Origin of the sequence: Streptomyces sp. NPDC014870, from assembly GCF_043081505.1 — a bacterium.
In the GTDB taxonomy this organism is placed as follows: domain Bacteria; phylum Actinomycetota; class Actinomycetes; order Streptomycetales; family Streptomycetaceae; genus Streptomyces.
Map to the genome: position 1 here is coordinate 709,305 of NZ_JBIBWQ010000001.1, position 16,913 is coordinate 726,217.

Below are 16,913 nucleotides of genomic sequence, written 5' to 3' on the forward strand. Positions count from 1 at the left end.
CGGCGGACAAGCCGCGTCACCCGCCGGACAACCGGTGGAGCACCGTCCCTGAGCCCCCGGCGCGCCGTCAGGCGCCCGCGCGGGCCGCCGCCGCGGCGCCGAGGAGGCCGGCGTCCGTGCCGGTGAGCGCGGGGGCGACGGTGAGGTCCCGGACGAACGACAGCGTGGCGTACTCCCGCAGGCTGCGCCGGAGCGGCTCGAACAGGACGTCCCCCGCGCCCGCGACGCCCCCGCCCACGACGGCTATGGAGACCTCGACCAGGGTCGCGGTCGCCGCGATCCCGGCGGCGAGGGCCCGCGCGGCGCGTTCGTAGGAGGCCACGGCGACGGGGTCACCGGCCCGCGCCGCCGCCGCGACCGCCGCCGCGGACGTGTCGCCGTCGGGGCCAGGACGCCAGCCGCCCTCCAGGGCCCGGCGGGCGATCTGCGGGCCGCTGGCGATGCGTTCGACGCAGCCGCGCCCGCCGCAGGCGCACAGGTCGCCGTCGAGGTCCACGCTGATGTGGCCGATGTGGCCCGCGTTGCCGGTGGGGCCGGGGTGGATCCGCCCGTCAAGTACCAGACCGCCGCCGACGCCCGTCGAGACGACGAGGCAGAGCGCGTTGTCGTGACCTCGGGCCGCGCCCTGCCAGTGCTCGGCCGCCGTCATGGCGACGCCGTCGCCGACGAGCGTGACGGGCCGTCCGCCCGTCGCCTTCCCGACCCGCTCGACCAGCGGGAAGCCGCGCCAGCCCGGGACGTTGACCGGGCTGACCGTGCCGGCCGAGGCATCCACGGGGCCCGCGCTGCCGATGCCGACCGCGCGCGCCGCGGCCCACAGGGGCGAGGCCGCCAGGTCGGCGAGCACGGCCTCGACCGCACGCATCACCGTCTCGCCGTCCTCCCGGGCGGGAGTGGGCCGCTGGGCCCGTACGAGGATGTCGCCGGCGCCGTCCACGAGCGCACCGGCGATCTTGGTGCCGCCGAAATCGAGGGCGGCAACGAGGTCAGTCTGCATGTGCGCGGTGTCTCCAGAGAGGGCGAGAACGACAGATCGCTGTGACGTACAGTCTCCCCTGCCCTGACAACGTTGTCCAGGGCCTATGCTCGGACGAGACAGAGCCGATACCGAGGAGATTCGCAGACCGTGGCCGACACAGCCCGCCGCCCCGAGCACCGTTACGGCAATCGGCCCACGATGAAGGACGTCGCCGCGCTGGCCGGCGTCGGGCTCAAGACGGTCTCCCGCGTCGTCAACGGCGAGCCGGGGGTCACCCCGGACACCGAGCGCCGCGTGCAGGAGGCCATCGACTCGCTCGGCTTCCGCCGCAACGACAGCGCCCGCGTGCTGCGCAAGGGCCGTACGGCTTCCGTGGGTCTGGTCCTGGAGGATCTCGCCGACCCGTTCTACGGCCCGCTCAGCCGCGCCGTGGAAGAGGTCGCCCGGGCGCACGGCGCGCTGCTCATCAACGGCTCAAGCGCGGAGGACCCGGACCGGGAACAGGAGTTGGCGCTCGCGCTCTGCGCCCGGCGGGTGGACGGACTGATCGTCATCCCCGCGGGCTCCGACCACCGTTACCTCGAACCGGAGATCAAGGCCGGTGTCGCCACGGTCTTCGTCGACCGCCCGGCGGGCCGGATCGACGCGGACGTCGTCCTGTCCGACAGCTTCGGCGGCGCGCGGGCTGGGGTGGCCCATCTGATCGCCCACGGGCACCGCCGGATCGGTTTCATCGGCGACCAGCCCCGGATCCACACGGCGACCGAGCGGCTGCGCGGCTACCGGGCGGCCATGGAGGACGCCGGGCTCGCGGTGGACCCGTCCTGGGAGTCGCTCGGGACGACGGGCCCCGACCGGGTACGGGAGGCGCTGACCGCGATGCTCGCAGGACCCGAGCCGGTCACGGCGCTCTTCGCAGGCAACAACCGGGTCACCGTCACGGCGGTCCGCGCCCTGGCAGGCCGCGAGCACCCGGTGGCCCTCGTGGGCTTCGACGACATCGAACTGGCCGACCTGCTCGGCATCACCGTGATCGCCCAGGACGCGGCGGCCCTCGGCCGCACGGCCGCGGAGCGTCTCTTCCGCCGCCTGGACGGCTTCGACGAGGAGCCGGCCCGCGTGGTCCTGGACACCCGGCTGATCGCCCGCGGGTCGGGCGAGGTCCCCCCGCCGCCGACCGCGTAGGGAACGGCGCGGGCCCGCCGGCGGGGTGTCCCGCCGACGGGCCCGGGAGCGGTGCGCCCGCGGCGCACCCCGGTGCTACTGGGCCGTGGCCGTCAGGTCGCCGCGGCGCGGGGCCGCGAAGCGGTCCAGGTCGGCGCGGGTCAGGCCGGTGAGGGCGTCGACCTCGGCGGTGTCGAGGGCGCCGCAGTCGATGCCGCGCAGGAGGTAGGAGCTGAGCGCCTTCGCCGTGGCGGGCTCGTCCATGACGTCGCCGCCGGCGTGGTTGGCGTACGCGGAGAGGCGCTTGGCGGCGGCCTCGAAGCCCTCGCGGTAGAAGGCGAAGACGGCGGCGTACCGGGTCGGGATGTGGCCCGGGTGCATGTCCCAGCCCTGGTAGTAGGCGCGGGCGAGGGCGCGGCGGGTGAGGCCGTAGTGCAGGCGCCAGGCCTCGTGCACGTGCGCGGTGGAACCGACCGGGAGGACGTTGGTGGAGCCGTCGGAGACCCGTACGCCCGTGCCGGCTGCGGCGACCTGCATGATCGCCTTGGCGTGGTCGGCGGCCGGGTGGTCGCTGGCCTGGTAGGCGGCGGAGACGCCCAGGCAGGCGCTGTAGTCGAAGGTGCCGTAGTGCAGGCCGGTCGCGCGGCCCTCGGCGGCGCCGATCATCCGGGCGACGGCGGCGGTGCCGTCGGTGGCGAGGATGGACTGGCTGGTCTCGATCTGGATCTCGAAGCCCAAGCGGCCGGCGTCCAGGCCGTTGGACTTCTCGAAGGCCTCCAGGAGGCGGACGAAGGCCGAGACCTGCTCGGGGTAGGTGACCTTGGGGAGGGTCAGGACGAGGCCGTCGGGCAGGCCGCCGTTCTCCAGGAGGCCGGTGAGGAAGACGTCGGTGGTGCGGATGCCGCGATCGCGTACGGCGGCCTCCATGCACTTCATCCGGATGCCCATGTACGGGGCGGCGGTGCCGTTCGCGTACGCCTCCGAGATCAGCCGGGCGGCCCGGGCGGCGTCAGTGTCTTCTTGGGCCCCGCCCTTTCCGGCGTAGCCGTCCTCGAAGTCGACCCGGAGGTCCTCGATGGGCTCGCGCTCCAGCTTGGCCCGTACGCGGCCGTAGACGTCCTCGGCGAGGTCGTCGGAGAGGCCGAGGACCGCGGCGAAGGAGGCGGCGTCGGGTGCGTGCTCGTCGAGCGCGGCGAGGGCCTGGTCGCCCCAGGAGCGGATGGTTCCGGCGTCGAAGACGTTGCCGGGGACGTAGACGGTGTGGACGGGCTGGCGCGTCCCCGGGTCACCCGGGTAGCGCCGGTCGAGCTCGGCGTCCACGCTTGCGAGGGAGGCGCTGATGCCCTCGCTGACCGCGCCGGCGAGGCTCGTCGACACCTTCTCCTGCTGACCCATCCCACATCCTCCTGTTTTCCGCTCCACGGAATCAACAATCCGTATAGCGAAGTTAGTAGTCCGCCCGGACCTGCGTCAATGGGTGTCCGAAACGGCCGGGGGCCGCGCGGTGATCATCACCACGCGGCCCCCGGACCGAACAGAACCCCAGGTCAGCCCTTACGGGCCTGAACCTCCTGGGTCAGCTGCGGCACGACGTCGAAGAGGTCGCCCACCACGCCGTAGTCGACGAGGTCGAAGATCGGGGCCTCGGCGTCCTTGTTGATGGCCACGATGGTCTTCGAGGTCTGCATACCCGCGCGGTGCTGGATCGCACCGGAGATGCCGGAGGCGATGTACAGCTGCGGCGAGACCGACTTGCCGGTCTGGCCGACCTGGTTGGAGTGCGGGTACCAGCCGGCGTCGACGGCGGCGCGCGAGGCGCCGACGGCGGCACCGAGCGAGTCGGCGAGCGCCTCGATGATCCCGAAGTTCTCGGCGCCGTTCACGCCACGGCCGCCGGAGACCACGATGGCGGCCTCGGTCAGCTCCGGGCGGCCGGTCGACTCGCGCGCGGTGCGCGAGGTGACCTTGGTGCCGGTGGCCTGGGCGGAGAAGGTGACGGCGAGCGCCTCGACGGCGCCGGCGGCCGGGGCGGCCTCGACGGGGGCCGAGTTCGGCTTGACCGTGATGACCGGGGTGCCCTTGGAGACACGGGACTTGGTGGTGAAGGAGGCGGCGAACGCGGACTGCGTCGCGACCGGGCCCTCGTCACCGGCCTCCAGGTCCACGGCGTCGGTGATGATGCCGGAGCCGATGCGGACCGCGAGGCGGGCCGCGATCTCCTTGGCCTCGGCGGAGGACGGGACGAGGACGGCGGCCGGGGACACGGCCTCGTACGCGGCCTGCAGCGCGTCGACCTTGGGGACGACGAGGTACTCGGCGAACTCGGGGGCGTCGGCGGTGAGGACCTTCACGGCGCCGTGCTCGGCGAGGGCCGGGGCGGTGGCCTCGGCGCCGGCGCCCAGCGCGACGGCGACGGGCTCGCCGAGGCGGCGGGCCAGCGTCAGCAGCTCCAGGGTGGGCTTGCGGACGGCACCGTCGACGTGGTCGACGTAGACGAGAATCTCAGCCATGGGGATGCAATCTCCTGCGAACGAAGAGGGGCGGGTCGGACGGCTCGCGCGAGCCCTAGATGAACTTCTGGCTCGCGAGGTACTCGGCCAGCTGCTTGCCGCCCTCGCCCTCGTCCTTGACGATCGTGCCGGCGGTGCGCGCCGGACGCTCGGCGGCGGAGTCGACCGCGGTCCAGGAGCCCTCCAGGCCGACCGCCTCGGCGTCGATGTCGAGGTCCTCGAGGTCCAGGGACTCCACCGGCTTCTTCTTGGCGGCCATGATGCCCTTGAAGGACGGGTAGCGCGCCTCGCCCGACTGGTCGGTCACCGACACGACGGCCGGGAGGGAGGCCTCCAGCTGCTCGGAGGCGGTGTCGCCGTCACGGCGGCCCTTGACGACACCGTCCTCGACGGAGACCTCGGAGAGCAGCGTGACCTGCGGGACGCCCAGGCGCTCGGCCAGGATCGCCGGGAGGACACCCATGGTGCCGTCGGTGGAGGCCATACCGGCGATGACGAGGTCGTAGCCGGTCTTCTCGATCGCCTTGGCGAGCACGAGCGAGGTGCCCATGACGTCGGAGCCGTGCAGGTCGTCGTCCTCGACGTGGACGGCCTTGTCGGCGCCCATGGACAGCGCCTTGCGCAGCGCGTCCTTGGCGTCCTCGGGGCCGACCGTGAGCACGGTGACCTCGGCGTCGTCGGCCTCTTCGGCGATCTGCAGCGCCTGCTCGACCGCGTACTCGTCGAGCTCCGACAGCAGGCCGTCGACGTCGTCGCGGTCGACGGTCAGGTCATCGGCGAAGTGCCGGTCGCCGGTGGCGTCGGGCACGTACTTCACACAGACAACGATCCTCAAGCTCACGCCGGCTCTCCTACTGCATCGTCATAACGGGGCTGCCTTGTTGCTCGCAGCATAGGCGCCTGAAGGGCGGGTTTCCGGTCGGGGCGTCCGACCGATCCCATCGGGATATTACTCGCCAGTACAGCCGTTCCGTTACCGCTGAGCAAGCGCTCAGGGTGTGACCTTGCCAACGCTCAGGTTAGGGCACCCTCAGTCACGCAGAGCATTGAAGCGCCCCTGGTGGTAGAGGAGCGGACGCCCCTCGCCCGCCGGGTCCCCCGCCACGGCCTCGGCGATCACGATCCGATGGTCCCCGGCCGGGACGCGGGCCACCACCCGGCACACCAGCCAGGCGAGGACCCCGTCCAGGATCGGGACGCCCTCGGGGCCCGCGCTCCACCGGGTCGGGGCGCCGAACCGGTCGGCTCCGCTGCGCGCGAAGGTCTCCGCGAGCCGCTGCTGGTGCTCGCCGAGGACGTGGACGCCGACGAACTCGGCCTCGGCGAGGACGGGCCAGCTGGAGCTGGAGGTACCCACGCCGAAGGAGAGCAGGGGCGGCTCGGCGGCCACGGAGGTGAGGGAGGTGGCGGTGAAGCCGACGGGGTGGTCCCCGTGGGCGGTGATCACCGCGACTCCGGCCGCGTGCCGCCGGAAGACGGAGCGGAGGAGATCGGGAGAGGCCGTGGGCGCCGGGGAGGCCTCACGGTCGGTGGCCGCGGCCTGGCGCGGGGCGCCGATCGTGCGGAGGAGGTCGGATGCGACCGTCATGGAGTTGTCCTTCTGCGAGGGCGACATGCGAGGGGACCGGGGGTTCTCAGACACCCGGACAGCGCGCGCTCGCGTGACGGGCCAGGTCGACGTGGACCCGCCCGGTGAGAAGGAGTTCGAAAGGCACGTCGTCAGCCTGACGATCGATGGCCGGTGCAGTCAAGCGGGTACCGGGATGTGGGAGATGTGTCACCGCGTCAGACCGCGCGCCCCAGGGCCGCGATGACGTCGGCGCGCCGGGGCTGGCCCGAGGCCCGCACCACGACCCGGCCGGCGCGGTCGAGGACGAGCACGGTGGGGGTGCGGACGATGTCGTACTTCCGTACGAGGTCCAGTCGTTCCTCGGCGTCGATCTCGACATGGCCCACGCCCTCGACCATCCCCGCGACCTCGGCGAGCGTGCGCCGCGTGGCGCGGCAGGGCTGGCAGAAGGCCGTGGAGAACTGGACGAGCGTCGCCCGCTCCCCCAGCTCGATGCCGGCCTCCGTACCGAGTCCCGTCATGTCTCCCTCTCCCTGTCACTCCCCGACGCCCATACTCCCCCCGTGCAGCGTCCGCGACCGCCGAACGATTCCCGTCACGGCCACCGGGGGTGACGATTATCTCCCTGTGCGAAGCCGTCAGGACTGGTCAGCGGGGCCCACATGGGGCACGATCTGCCCAAAGCCGAAAACCTACGGCCGCGTAACTTCCGCCGGGAGAACCCTCCCCAGGCACAGAAGAAGGGGTTCCTCTCAGATGGCAGAACTCGTGTATCGGCCGGTCATCGGTGCCGCACTGACCATGTTCAAGGCGCTGGACCTCAAGATCGACACGCAGGGTTCGGAGCACATCCCGCGCACCGGCGGCGCCGTGCTCGTCAGCAACCACATCAGCTATCTGGACTTCATCTTCACGGGCCTGGCCGCGCTGCCGCAGAAGCGTCTCGTCCGCTTCATGGCCAAGGACTCGGTGTTCCGGCACAAGGTGTCGGGTCCGCTGATGCGCGGCATGAAGCACATCCCGGTGGACCGCTCGCAGGGCGAGCACGCCTACAAGCACGCGCTGGAGTCGCTGAAGGCCGGGGAGATCATCGGCGTCTTCCCCGAGGCGACCATCTCGCAGTCCTTCACGCTGAAGAGCTTCAAGTCGGGTGCCGCGCGGCTCGCGCAGGAGGCCGGGGTGCCGCTGATCCCCATGGCGCTCTGGGGCACGCAGCGCGTCTGGACGAAGGGCCGGCCGCGGAACTTCAAGCGCAGCCACATCCCGGTGACCATCCGGGTGGGCGAGCCGGTGGAGGCCTCGCCGGACCAGTACGCGGGCGCCATCACGCGGCGGCTGCGCGAGCGGGTCCAGGAGCTCCTGGAGGCCGCGCAGCGCGCGTATCCCGTACGCCCCAAGGACGCGGCCGACACCTGGTGGGTGCCGGCGCACCTCGGCGGCACGGCGCCGACCCCGGCCCAGGTGAAGGACGCCGGCTGACGGCTTCGCCGTAGGCGGTAGGCGGTAGGCGGTAGGCGGTAGGCCCACCGTGCCCCTACTCCGGGTCGCGGACCGTGATCCGCGCCCCGGGGCTCAGCTTCTCCAGCGACTCGGCAAGCTCCGCCCCGGCGGCGAGCAGCTCCTCGCGCGTCATGGGCGCGAGCGACTCCAGCAGGAAGATCGCGTTCACCGTCGCGTCGTCGATCCGGGTGCGCGGCCCCTGGCGCCAGTTCCAGCGCCGGCAGGTGACGCCTGCGTCGTCGCACCAGACGATCTCGCCCGGCTCCGGGTGCTCCACGGTCTCCGCGCCGCCCGCCACGGTCACGAACGGCTCGTCGCCGGTGGCCCGGACGAGGCGCATGGCGCCCTGGACGCGGTCGAGATCCTCGCCGCCGGCGGGGATCAGATGGGCGACGCTGATGGCGTTGTAGGCGTCGACGAGCCGGTTGATGCGGGGCAGTCCCCCGTCGGCGAGCGCGCGCTTGGCCAGTGCCTCGGCGGAGTTGCGGGTACGGGAGGGCTTGGCGCCGAACGCGGAGTACGCGGCGCGCCAGGCGGCGATGTGCGGGTCCTGGTCCGGGGTCCGGCCGTCGAGCCGTTCGGCGAGGCGCCGGGCCGCGTCGTCGAGCAGGGCCGAACTCGTCTCGTCACTGGGGCCGTTGACCAGCCCGTGCGCCTCGACGGCGAGGTGCGTGAAGCCGGGGACGAGGGCGCGCACCTCGTCGGAGACGGTCAGGGTGAGGGGCATGGTCGTCCTTGCGTCGGAGGGCGTGCGACGGCGTCAGAGATCGGCCGGCAGGATCCGCAGGAGCTCCGAGCTGTCCCGCGCCGTCCGCATGGCGCTCACCACTCCCGCATGCGGTACAGCGTACAGCACTGCGTAGTCCATTTCATTGAACTCCGGGTCCGGCAGGAACGCCAGCCGCTCCTCCCCCAGCGAGAACGCGGCCTCCCGGCCCGGCTCCCCGCCCCGGGGATCCTGCCGGTGCCAGGTCGCCGCGCCGGGCAGCCGGATCGCGACCAGACCGTGGAGCACCTCGAACTTCTGGTAGCCGAGCGCGGCCGGGATCGACTCGGCCCGCAGCAGCGCGGCGAGGGCGTGGGCCTTGGCGTGACAGATCCCGGTGCGCCGCGCGAGGACGTCGGAGGCGCGCCAGGTGACGCGGGGGTCGCCGGTGTCGCTGGAGTGCGGAATCTCGTCCCGTACGAACTCGTACGCGGCCCGGGCGTATGCGTATACGTCGGGATGACGGGCGCGCAGCGCGGCGGCGGTCTCCCGGACGACGGGGTGGTCATGGTCGATGACCTCGTCGGCTGCGAGGTACGCGGAGAGTTCGGGGTCCTGCTGGATGAGCTCCATAGCCGGGGACCCTAGAAAGACAGCGGACCGGAAGTCAATGGATTTCCGGTCCGCCGCATACTTATGTTGATCGTGGAGCAGTCGGTGAGGGGCGCTAGCGCGCCATCTCCTCCTTCAGCGCCTGCAGGAAGGCGTCGACGTCGTCCTCCGTGGTGTCGAAGGAGCACATCCAGCGCACGTCGCCCGCCGCCTCGTCCCAGAAGTAGAAGCGGAAGCGCTTCTGCAGCCGGGTGGACACCTCGTGCGGGAGCCGCGCGAAGACCGCGTTGGCCTGGACCGGGTAGAGGATCTCCACCCCGTCCACCTCCCGCACACCCGCCGCGAGGCGCTGCGCCATCGCGTTGGCGTGCTGGGCGTTGCGCAGCCACAGGTCCTTGGCGAGCAGCGCCTCCAGCTGCACCGACACGAAGCGCATCTTGGAGGCGAGCTGCATGGACAGCTTGCGCAGGTGCTTCATGTGGCTGACGGCGTCCGGGTTGAGGACGACCACGGCCTCGCCGAACATCATGCCGTTCTTGGTGCCGCCGTAGGAGATCACGTCGACGCCGACCGCGTTGGTGAACGCCCGCATCGGCACGTTCAGGGACGCGGCGGCGTTGGCTATCCGGGCGCCGTCGAGGTGCACCTTCATGCCCTTGCCGTGCGCGTGCTCCACGATGGCCCGGATCTCGTCCACGGTGTAGACCGTGCCCAGCTCGGTGTTCTGGGTGATCGAGACGACCTGCGGCATGGCGCGGTGCTCGTCCTCCCAGCCCCAGGCCTGCCGGTCGATCAGCTCGGGGGTGAGCTTGCCGTCCGGGGTGGGCACGGTGAGCAGCTTGAGCCCGCCCATCCGCTCCGGGGCACCGCCCTCGTCCACGTTGATGTGCGCGGACTCGGCGCAGATCACCGCGCCCCAGCGGTCGGTCAGCGCCTGCAGGGCGGTGACGTTCGCGCCGGTGCCGTTGAAGACCGGGAAGGCCTCGGCGTTCGGCCCGAAGTGGCTGTGCATGATCCGCTGGAGGTGGTCGGTGTACTCGTCCTCCCCGTACGCGATCTGGTGTCCTTCGTTGGCGAGCGCGACGGCCGCGAGCACCTCGGGGTGGACGCCCGCGTAGTTGTCGCTGGCGAAGCCCCGGACCGACGGGTCGTGGTGACGACGGGCGTCGGTCTTCGCGGGCAGGCCGGCGGCGAGGGCCGGGTTCACGGCTTGGGGGTCAGCCACAGACGCTGTCCATTCACTTCCTGTGCGGGCCGCTCCCAGACGGAGGCGATCTCGTCGGCCAGATCCTTCACGTCGGTGAAGCCCGCGAACTTCGCATTCGGGCGCTCGGCGCGCATCGCGTCGTGCACCAGTGCCTTGATCACCAGGATCGCAGCCGCCGCCTTGGGGCCTTCGTCGCCCCCCGCCTTGCGGAAGTCGTCGCCCATGGCGAGCGTCCAGGCCTCGGCCGCGGCCTTGGCCGAGGCGTACGCCGCGTTCCCCGCGGTCGGCTTCGACGCGCCGGCGGCGCTGATCAGCACATAGCGGCCGCGGTCGCTGCGGAGCAGCGGCTCGTGGAAGGCGAGCGAGGTGGACTGGACGGTACGGATGAGGAGCTTCTCGAGGAAGTTCCAGTCGGCCAGGTCGGTCTCGGCGAAGGAGGAGCTGCCGCGCCAGCCGCCGACGAGGTGGACCAGACCGTCGATCCGGCCGAACTCCTTCTCGGTCTTGTCGGCCCACTCCCGGGCGGCACCGAGGTCGAAGAGGTCGACCGTGTCGCCGATGACCGTGGCACCGCCGTGGGCGTACCGGGCGGCGTCGACGGCCTCGGCGAGACGGGCCGGGTCGGCGTCGGCGCCGACGACGATGGCGCCCGCTTCGGCGAGGCGCATCAGCGTCGCCCGGCCGGCCGGACCGGCCGCACCCGCGACCGCGATGACGGCGCCCTCAAGCGGCCCGCCGTTCCCGTTGCCGTTCATGGTCGTCCCCTCCTCCTCCGTGACAGGGTTCACGCGGCAGCCTGCTCGGCCCGCGAAGCGTTCGCGGCGGTGATGCCCTTGGTCGCGGCGATCACGCCCTTCAGCTTCTTGGAGAGGGCCTCATAGAACATGCTCAGCGGAAACTCGTCCGGAAGCACGTCGTCGACGAGCTTGCGGGGCGGGAGGGTCAGGTCGAGGGCGTCGGGGCCCTTGGCCCACTTCGATCCCGGGTGCGGGGCGAGGTAGGTGGAGACGAGGTCGTACGCCTTGAACCAGTGGACCAGCTTCGGGCGGTCGATGCCGTCGCGGTACAGCTGCTCGATCTCGGCGCAGAGCTGGTTGGTGACCTCGGGGGCGCGGTTCCAGTCGATCTTCAGCTTGTTGTCCGTCCAGCGCACCACGTCGTGCTTGTGGAGGTACGCGAAGAGGAGCTGACCGCCCAGTCCGTCGTAGTTGCGGGTGCGGTCGCCGGTGACCGGGAAGCGGAACATCCGGTCGAAGAGCACGGCGTACTGCACGTCGCGCCCGTGGGCGTTGCCCTCGGCCTCCAGCTTCACGGCCTCCTTGAAGGCGGTGAGGTCGCAGCGCAGCTCCTCCAGGCCGTACATCCAGAACGGCTGGCGCTGCTTGATCATGAAGGGGTCGAACGGCAGGTCGCCGTGGCTGTGGGTGCGGTCGTGGACCATGTCCCAGAGCACGAAGGCGGCCTCGCAGCGCTTCTGGTCCTCGACCATGGCCGCGATGTCCTCGGGCAGCTCGATGCCGAGGATGTCGACGGCGGCCTCGGTGACCTTGCGGAAGCGGGCGGCCTCGCGGTCGCAGAAGATGCCGCCCCAGCTGAAGCGCTCGGGGGCCTCGCGCACGGCGATGGTCTCGGGGAAGAGGACGGCCGAGTTGGTGTCGTAACCGGCGGTGAAGTCCTCGAAGGTGATGCCGCAGAACAGCGGGTTGTCGTAGCGGGTGGCCTCGAGGTCGGAGAGCCACTCCGGCCAGACCATGCGCAGCACGACCGCTTCGAGGTTGCGGTCCGGGTTGCCGTTCTGGGTGTACATCGGGAAGAGCACCAGGTGCTGCAGCCCGTCCTGGCGGTCGGCGGCCGGCTGGAAGGCGAGGAGCGAGTCCAGGAAGTCCGGGACCTCGAAGCCGCCCTCGGCCCACTTGCGCAGGTCGGCGACGAGCGCACGGTGGTACGCGGCGTCGTGCGGGACGAGCGGGGAGAGCTGCTCCACCGCGGTCGTGAGCCGCTCGACGGTGGCCTCGACGAGGGCGCGGGACGGCGCGCCCTCGGCGTCGAGGTCGATGGATCCGTCCTTGCTCTGCCACGGACGGATCTCCTCCACGGCATTCTTGAGCTCGGGCCAGGCAGGGTGCTGGATCACCGGAGCAGCGGTAGCTATCCCCCCACCGGTCGCATCAGCCACAAGAATTTCCGTCATTTCACTTCCTCCACAGGAGAACCTCGCGTCAAGACACCGTATCCGCCCGAGGTTCCTCCGGACAAGAGGAGCAAGAGAAATTATCCTGCGACACCCCCATGGTCACCGCTGATTTTCCTGTCCGATGCTGTTTCGGCACGCGCATCCGCGTCCTGGGGCCGTCCGTCGGCCAGGCTCCTGCCGGTGAAATGCGGGATGACCTTGTCGCCCCATTGACGCAGGGTCTCCAGACAGGCCTCCTGCGGCACGGTCCCCATCTGCATCAGACACATGACCTCGTCGGCCCCCGCGGCCCGCAGCCGCTCCACGTACGCGATCGCGTCCTCGGCGGTGCCGTAGGCGTGGTCGGCGTTGAAGGTGGCCGTAGCGGTGGGGCGGACCGGGATGGACTGCTCGTGCAGCCGCGCCTCGACCTGCTCGGCGGCGCGGCGCATCTCCGCCGCCTCGTCGGCGCCGTCCACCACCGCCTCGTCGGGGATGCCGGCGCCGCCGTACCAGTGGCCGATCGACTGCGCGAAGAACCGCTGGCCCCGGATGCCGATCCGGCGCGCCTCGGCCCGGTCGTCGAGGACGATCGTGGGGCAGAGCACGGAGAAGTGGTCGTTGACGACCGTGGAGACGAACCGCTCCCCCGTGCGCTCGGCGCGCGCGGTGTCGTAGACGCGGCGCATCCCGGCGATCGACTCGGGCCCGGCGAAGCCCATCACCAGCGCGCCGATGCCGAGCTCGGCGGCCTGGACGAGGGTCTCGGTACGGCTGCAGGCGAGGAAGAGGGGCGGATGCGGGGTCTGGCGCGGGCGGGGCAGGATCGGATGCGGATCGATCCTGATCAGTTCGGAGCGGTACTCCAGCTCGTCGTTCTGCCAGGCCCGGCCGATGATGCGGAGCGCGTCCTCGACCTCCTGGGTGGTGCGGTCCCGGTCGACCCCGCACAGCGAGGTCTCCTGCGCGGTGCCGCCGCGCCCCGCGCCGAGGTCGAGGCGGCCGCCGGAGAGCAGGTCGAGCATCGCGGCGCGCTCGGCGACCCGGGCGGGGTGGTTGAAGTTGAACGGCATGCAGACCACACCGTGCCCGACGCGGATCCGGCTCGTGCGCGCGGCGACATAGCTGAGGAAGACCTCGGGTGCGGACATGTGGGCGTACCACTTCAGGGAGTGGTGCTCGACCGCCCAGACTCGGTCGAACCCCATCTCCTCGGCCAGCACGGCCTGCTCGACGCAGTCGTGGATGACCTGGTGCTCGTGGACCACGGTGGGGTCGGCCAGCTGCGCCTCGAAGATCACGGAGAACTGCACATGCCCTCCAGGGGCTTGTCTCGGGATGCTGCCCTCTCTTTCAATTCGTCATATGACTAGTCGTCAGCCCCAGAAGAGGCAAGAGCCGGAGCGGGGATTGCCGCAGACGGCGTGGGCGGTGCTCGGCCTGCTGTCGTTCCCCGGCGAGCGCACCGGATACGAGCTGAAGAAGTGGGCGGACGCGTCGCTGCGCTTCTTCTACTGGTCGCCCGCGATCAGCCAGATCTACGCGGAGCTGCGCCGGCTCGAATCGTGCGGCTACGTGACGTCCGCGCGCTCGGGTCCCGACGAGCCCCGGACGAAGCGGCGGTACGCGATCACGGAGGCGGGCCGGGCCGCGCTGGCGGCCTGGGCAGGCGGCGACGGCGGCGGCGCGGTGGTCCTGAAGCACCCGCTGGTCCTGCGGGTGTGGCTCGGGCACCTCGCCGAGCCCGACCGGCTGCGCGCGCTGGTGGAGGAGCACATCGAGCGGACGCGGGCGGAGCTGAAGGAGGCCAGGGATGCCCTGGCCCACGCGGAGTCCGCCCCGCAGTGGCGCCATCCGGCCGTGGCGCTCCGCTGGAGCGTACGGCAGCACCTGGCGGAACTGGAACTCTCGGAGGCGATGCTGACGGACCTGGCGGAGCTGGGCCCGCCCGGGGGTTCCCCGGGCGGATCCTAGGGAAGCGGGCGCGCACCGCTCACACGTCGCGTCGGTGCACGACGGCCACGGCGACCACCACCGCGACCAGCGACCACGCCCCGAACACGGTCCACGCCTCGGTGACCGACACCGGGTACTTCTCCGCTCCGTAGTCCCGCGCGGGGTTCTCGACCAGGGCGCGCCAGGCGGTGAGCGGCATCGCGTTGCCGATCTCCTTGGCCCACCGGTAGGTCTCGCCCAGGAAGAGCGACGGCAGCAGGAGGAGTACGCCGACGACCGCCACGACGGTGCCCGCCGCATGCCGGACGAGGGCGCCGAGGGCCATGCCGACGAGGGCGCAGAGCGGTGCGAGCAGCGCGGAGGCGACGACGGCCCGCAGGGCTCCCGGGTCGCCCAGGGACATGCCGTGGTGGTCGCGCAGGATCGCCTGGGTCGCACCGAAAGACGCGCCCGCGACGGCCGTTCCGAGGACGAGCACGACCGCCGCCATGACGATCGCCTTGGCCGACATCACCGCGCGGCGCGCGGGGACGGCGGCGAAGGTGGTGCGGATGAGTCCGGTGGTGTACTCGCCGAAGACCGCGAGGGCGCCGACGCTGCCGGCGACGATCATGAGGAGCTGCCAGGCCGGGTCGACGAAGGCCGCCGCGAGGGGATCGAAGAGCATCTCGGGCTTGGCGGGCATGCCGGGTGGCGGGGCGGGAGGCAGTTCGGGCTGTTGCGCCAGACGCTCCGCGTTGCTCCGGGCCGAGTTCACGTTGATGCCGATGACCGCGAGCGGGCCGAGTCCGAGGACCCAGTAGGTGGAACGCAGCGAGAACAGTTTGATCCACTCGGCGGTGAGGAGGTGCCGGAACCGGGCCGGGGAGTCGAGGCCGGCCGCGCGCGCCTTCGGTGCGGACACCGTCCGTACGGTCATCGTGCCTCTCCTGCGCTGTATTCGGTGCTTCCGGCGGTGAGTCCCATGAAGGCCTCCTCCAGGGAGGCGGAGCGTGGTGCGAGTTCGTGGAGCAGGACGTGGTGGTGGAAGGCGAGCTCGCCGACGCGGTCCGCGCTCAGGCCGGTCACGGTGCACGAGCCGTCGTCCTCGTGGTGGACGGCCGCCCCTTCCGCGGTGAGGGCGGCCGTCAGTGCCGCGCTGTCGGGGGTGCGGAGGGACACGCTCAGCCGGGTGCCGCGGGCCGCGAACGCGGCCAGGCTCTCCGCGGCGATCACTTCGCCCCGGCCGATGACGATCAGCTGCTCGGCGGTGTGCTCCATCTCGCGCATCAGATGGTGCGGTGCGCTCGCCTACCCGGTCCTGCTGTACCTCGCGGTGTTCCACGAGCGTGAGCCCACCGGGATACGGCTCCTGCTGCCGGCCGCCCTGTCGGTTCTGGCACTCCCCCTGCTGCTCAGGCGCCCGGTGCCGACCCTGGCGCTGATCCTGGCCGGTTCGCTCGCCGCGACGGTGGTGGCGGCCTCGAACCTGGCCGCGGCCCTCCCCTTCACGGCGCCGGGGCAGGCGTGGCAGATCGGCTGTCTGCAGGCGCTGGTGACCGATGTCGCCGTGGGCTGGATCGCCGCGACCCTGAGGCGCCGGACCGCGCTCGTCGCCGCGGCCTCCGCCCTCACCGTGCAGATCGCCGTGGCCGCCCACCCCCGGGGCGGGCAGGACGGGTGGTCATCGACTACGAGGAGGCCGAACTGTCCATCGAGATCACCGACCGCGGTCACGGGCCCACCGCAGCCGGCACCGGTTACGGCATCACCGGGATGCGCGAGCGGGCCGCCCTGCTGGACGGCCGGTTCGCCGCCGGTCCCCTCCCAGGGGGCGGCTTTCGGGTCGCGGCCCGGCTGCCCGTGCCCGAGGAGGCGCGATGACCGCGCCCGCTGTCCGTGTCGTGCTCGTCGACGACCAGCCGCTGGTGCGCGCCGGGCTGCGTGTCCTCGTCGCGGACAGCGCCGGCCTCGAGATCGTGGGAGAGGCGGGGACGGGCGACCAGGCGGTCCGGCTGGCTCAGGAGCTCCGGCCCGACGTGGTGGTCATGGACATCCGGATGCCCGGGATGAACGGCATCGAGGCGACCGCGCTGATCACGGCGGGCCCGAGCCCGGCACGGGTCCTCGTCCTCACCACCTTCGACGACGACGAGTACGTCTACGGCGCGCTGCGCGCGGGCGCGAGCGGATTCCTCGTCAAGGACATGGACCTCGACGACATCCTCGCCGCCATCCGGGTGGTCGCCGTCGGCGACGCCCTGATCGCGCCGAGCGTGACCCGCCGCCTCATCCAGGACTTCGCGGCCCGCCCCGCACCCGGTGCCGGGCCGCCTCCGCCCGGAGCGGTCGAGGGCATCACCGACCGCGAACGGGAGGTGCTCACCCTGGTCGGAAGCGGACTGTCCAACGCCGAGATCGCCGCCCGGCTCTTCATCAGCCCCGCCACGGCCAAGGCCCACGTGGGGCGGCTGTTCACCAAGCTGGCGGCCCGTGACCGGGTCCAGCTCGTCATCATCGCCTACGAGCTGGGCCTGGTGTCGCCGTCGCGCTGACC

Annotated in this window: 18 protein-coding genes and 1 pseudogene; 5 read left to right on the top strand and 14 right to left on the bottom strand. The window is 71.9% G+C overall.

Annotated features, from left to right (window positions below; translation table 11 throughout):
- Positions 1–67: 67 nt before the first annotated feature.
- The gene (locus ACF09C_RS02935) at positions 68–997 is read right to left on the bottom strand and encodes an ROK family protein (protein ID WP_392087936.1); all 930 of its coding nucleotides are present in this window, start codon (positions 995–997) and stop codon (positions 68–70) included.
- A 180-nt stretch (positions 998–1,177) separates the two neighbouring features.
- Here ACF09C_RS02935 and ACF09C_RS02940 point away from each other — a divergent pair, with 180 nt between their 5' ends.
- Entirely contained in the window at positions 1,178–2,164 is a 987-nt protein-coding gene (locus tag ACF09C_RS02940; protein ID WP_392088681.1) for a LacI family DNA-binding transcriptional regulator, read from the top strand.
- Between the two features lie 75 nt (positions 2,165–2,239).
- Here ACF09C_RS02940 and ACF09C_RS02945 read toward each other — a convergent pair whose 3' ends face one another.
- From ACF09C_RS02945 to ACF09C_RS02965, 5 genes are all read right to left on the bottom strand, one after another.
- On the bottom strand, positions 2,240–3,538 hold the full coding sequence (locus tag ACF09C_RS02945) for a DUF6986 family protein (protein WP_392087939.1): 1,299 nt from the start codon (positions 3,536–3,538) through the stop codon (positions 2,240–2,242).
- Positions 3,539–3,690: 152 nt separating this feature from the next.
- Positions 3,691–4,653, bottom strand: a complete 963-nt coding sequence (locus ACF09C_RS02950; protein WP_392087941.1) for an electron transfer flavoprotein subunit alpha/FixB family protein — start codon at positions 4,651–4,653, stop codon at positions 3,691–3,693.
- A 55-nt stretch (positions 4,654–4,708) separates the two neighbouring features.
- Entirely contained in the window at positions 4,709–5,494 is a 786-nt protein-coding gene (locus ACF09C_RS02955; RefSeq protein WP_392087944.1) for an electron transfer flavoprotein subunit beta/FixA family protein, read from the bottom strand.
- A gap of 189 nt (positions 5,495–5,683) precedes the next feature.
- Positions 5,684–6,241, bottom strand: a complete 558-nt coding sequence (locus ACF09C_RS02960) for a flavin reductase family protein (RefSeq protein WP_392087946.1) — start codon at positions 6,239–6,241, stop codon at positions 5,684–5,686.
- Positions 6,242–6,438: 197 nt separating this feature from the next.
- Positions 6,439–6,744: a thioredoxin family protein gene (locus ACF09C_RS02965; protein ID WP_362422587.1), complete on the bottom strand. Its 306-nt coding sequence runs from the start codon at positions 6,742–6,744 to the stop codon at positions 6,439–6,441.
- Between the two features lie 235 nt (positions 6,745–6,979).
- On the opposite strand from ACF09C_RS02965, the gene ACF09C_RS02970 reads away from it, so the two are divergent.
- On the top strand, positions 6,980–7,702 hold the full coding sequence (locus tag ACF09C_RS02970; protein WP_392087949.1) for a lysophospholipid acyltransferase family protein: 723 nt from the start codon (positions 6,980–6,982) through the stop codon (positions 7,700–7,702).
- A gap of 55 nt (positions 7,703–7,757) precedes the next feature.
- On the opposite strand, the gene ACF09C_RS02975 is transcribed toward ACF09C_RS02970, so the two are convergent.
- The 6 genes from ACF09C_RS02975 to ACF09C_RS03000 form a co-directional block, all read right to left on the bottom strand.
- Positions 7,758–8,450: a B3/4 domain-containing protein gene (locus ACF09C_RS02975; protein WP_392087951.1), complete on the bottom strand. Its 693-nt coding sequence runs from the start codon at positions 8,448–8,450 to the stop codon at positions 7,758–7,760.
- Positions 8,451–8,483: 33 nt separating this feature from the next.
- The gene (locus tag ACF09C_RS02980; RefSeq protein ID WP_392087954.1) at positions 8,484–9,062 is read right to left on the bottom strand and encodes a transglutaminase domain-containing protein; all 579 of its coding nucleotides are present in this window, start codon (positions 9,060–9,062) and stop codon (positions 8,484–8,486) included.
- A gap of 94 nt (positions 9,063–9,156) precedes the next feature.
- Positions 9,157–10,266, bottom strand: a complete 1,110-nt coding sequence (locus tag ACF09C_RS02985) for a threonine aldolase family protein (RefSeq protein WP_392087956.1) — start codon at positions 10,264–10,266, stop codon at positions 9,157–9,159.
- The gene (locus ACF09C_RS02990) at positions 10,245–11,003 is read right to left on the bottom strand and encodes an SDR family NAD(P)-dependent oxidoreductase (RefSeq protein ID WP_392087958.1); all 759 of its coding nucleotides are present in this window, start codon (positions 11,001–11,003) and stop codon (positions 10,245–10,247) included. The genes ACF09C_RS02985 and ACF09C_RS02990 overlap by 22 nt, the downstream gene beginning before the upstream one ends.
- Positions 11,004–11,032: 29 nt before the next feature.
- Complete coding sequence (locus ACF09C_RS02995; RefSeq protein WP_392087961.1) at positions 11,033–12,439, bottom strand: DUF6421 family protein; 1,407 nt, start codon at positions 12,437–12,439, stop codon at positions 11,033–11,035.
- An 80-nt stretch (positions 12,440–12,519) separates the two neighbouring features.
- A complete protein-coding gene (locus ACF09C_RS03000) occupies positions 12,520–13,734 on the bottom strand; it encodes an LLM class flavin-dependent oxidoreductase (protein ID WP_392087964.1) in 1,215 nt (404 codons plus the stop codon).
- A 97-nt stretch (positions 13,735–13,831) separates the two neighbouring features.
- Between ACF09C_RS03000 and ACF09C_RS03005 the strand changes: the two genes are divergently transcribed.
- Entirely contained in the window at positions 13,832–14,395 is a 564-nt protein-coding gene (locus ACF09C_RS03005; protein ID WP_392087966.1) for a PadR family transcriptional regulator, read from the top strand.
- Between the two features lie 19 nt (positions 14,396–14,414).
- Here the strand turns inward: ACF09C_RS03005 and ACF09C_RS03010 are convergent, their stop codons facing one another.
- Both ACF09C_RS03010 and ACF09C_RS03015 read right to left on the bottom strand, forming a co-directional pair.
- Positions 14,415–15,296 carry an ABC transporter permease subunit gene (locus tag ACF09C_RS03010; RefSeq protein ID WP_392087968.1) on the bottom strand — a complete coding sequence of 294 codons (882 nt, stop codon included), beginning with the start codon at positions 15,294–15,296 and terminating at the stop codon, positions 14,415–14,417.
- Positions 15,293–15,652 (bottom strand): annotated as a pseudogene (locus ACF09C_RS03015) (ABC transporter ATP-binding protein); the annotation flags it as partial. The pseudogene ACF09C_RS03015 and the gene ACF09C_RS03010, both read right to left, overlap by 4 nt.
- Before the next feature lie 384 nt (positions 15,653–16,036).
- On the opposite strand from ACF09C_RS03015, the gene ACF09C_RS03020 reads away from it, so the two are divergent.
- Positions 16,037–16,240, top strand: a complete 204-nt coding sequence (locus tag ACF09C_RS03020) for a hypothetical protein (protein WP_392087971.1) — start codon at positions 16,037–16,039, stop codon at positions 16,238–16,240.
- A complete protein-coding gene (locus tag ACF09C_RS03025; protein ID WP_392087974.1) occupies positions 16,237–16,911 on the top strand; it encodes a response regulator in 675 nt (224 codons plus the stop codon). The genes ACF09C_RS03020 and ACF09C_RS03025 overlap by 4 nt, the downstream gene beginning before the upstream one ends.
- Positions 16,912–16,913: the final 2 nt, after the last annotated feature.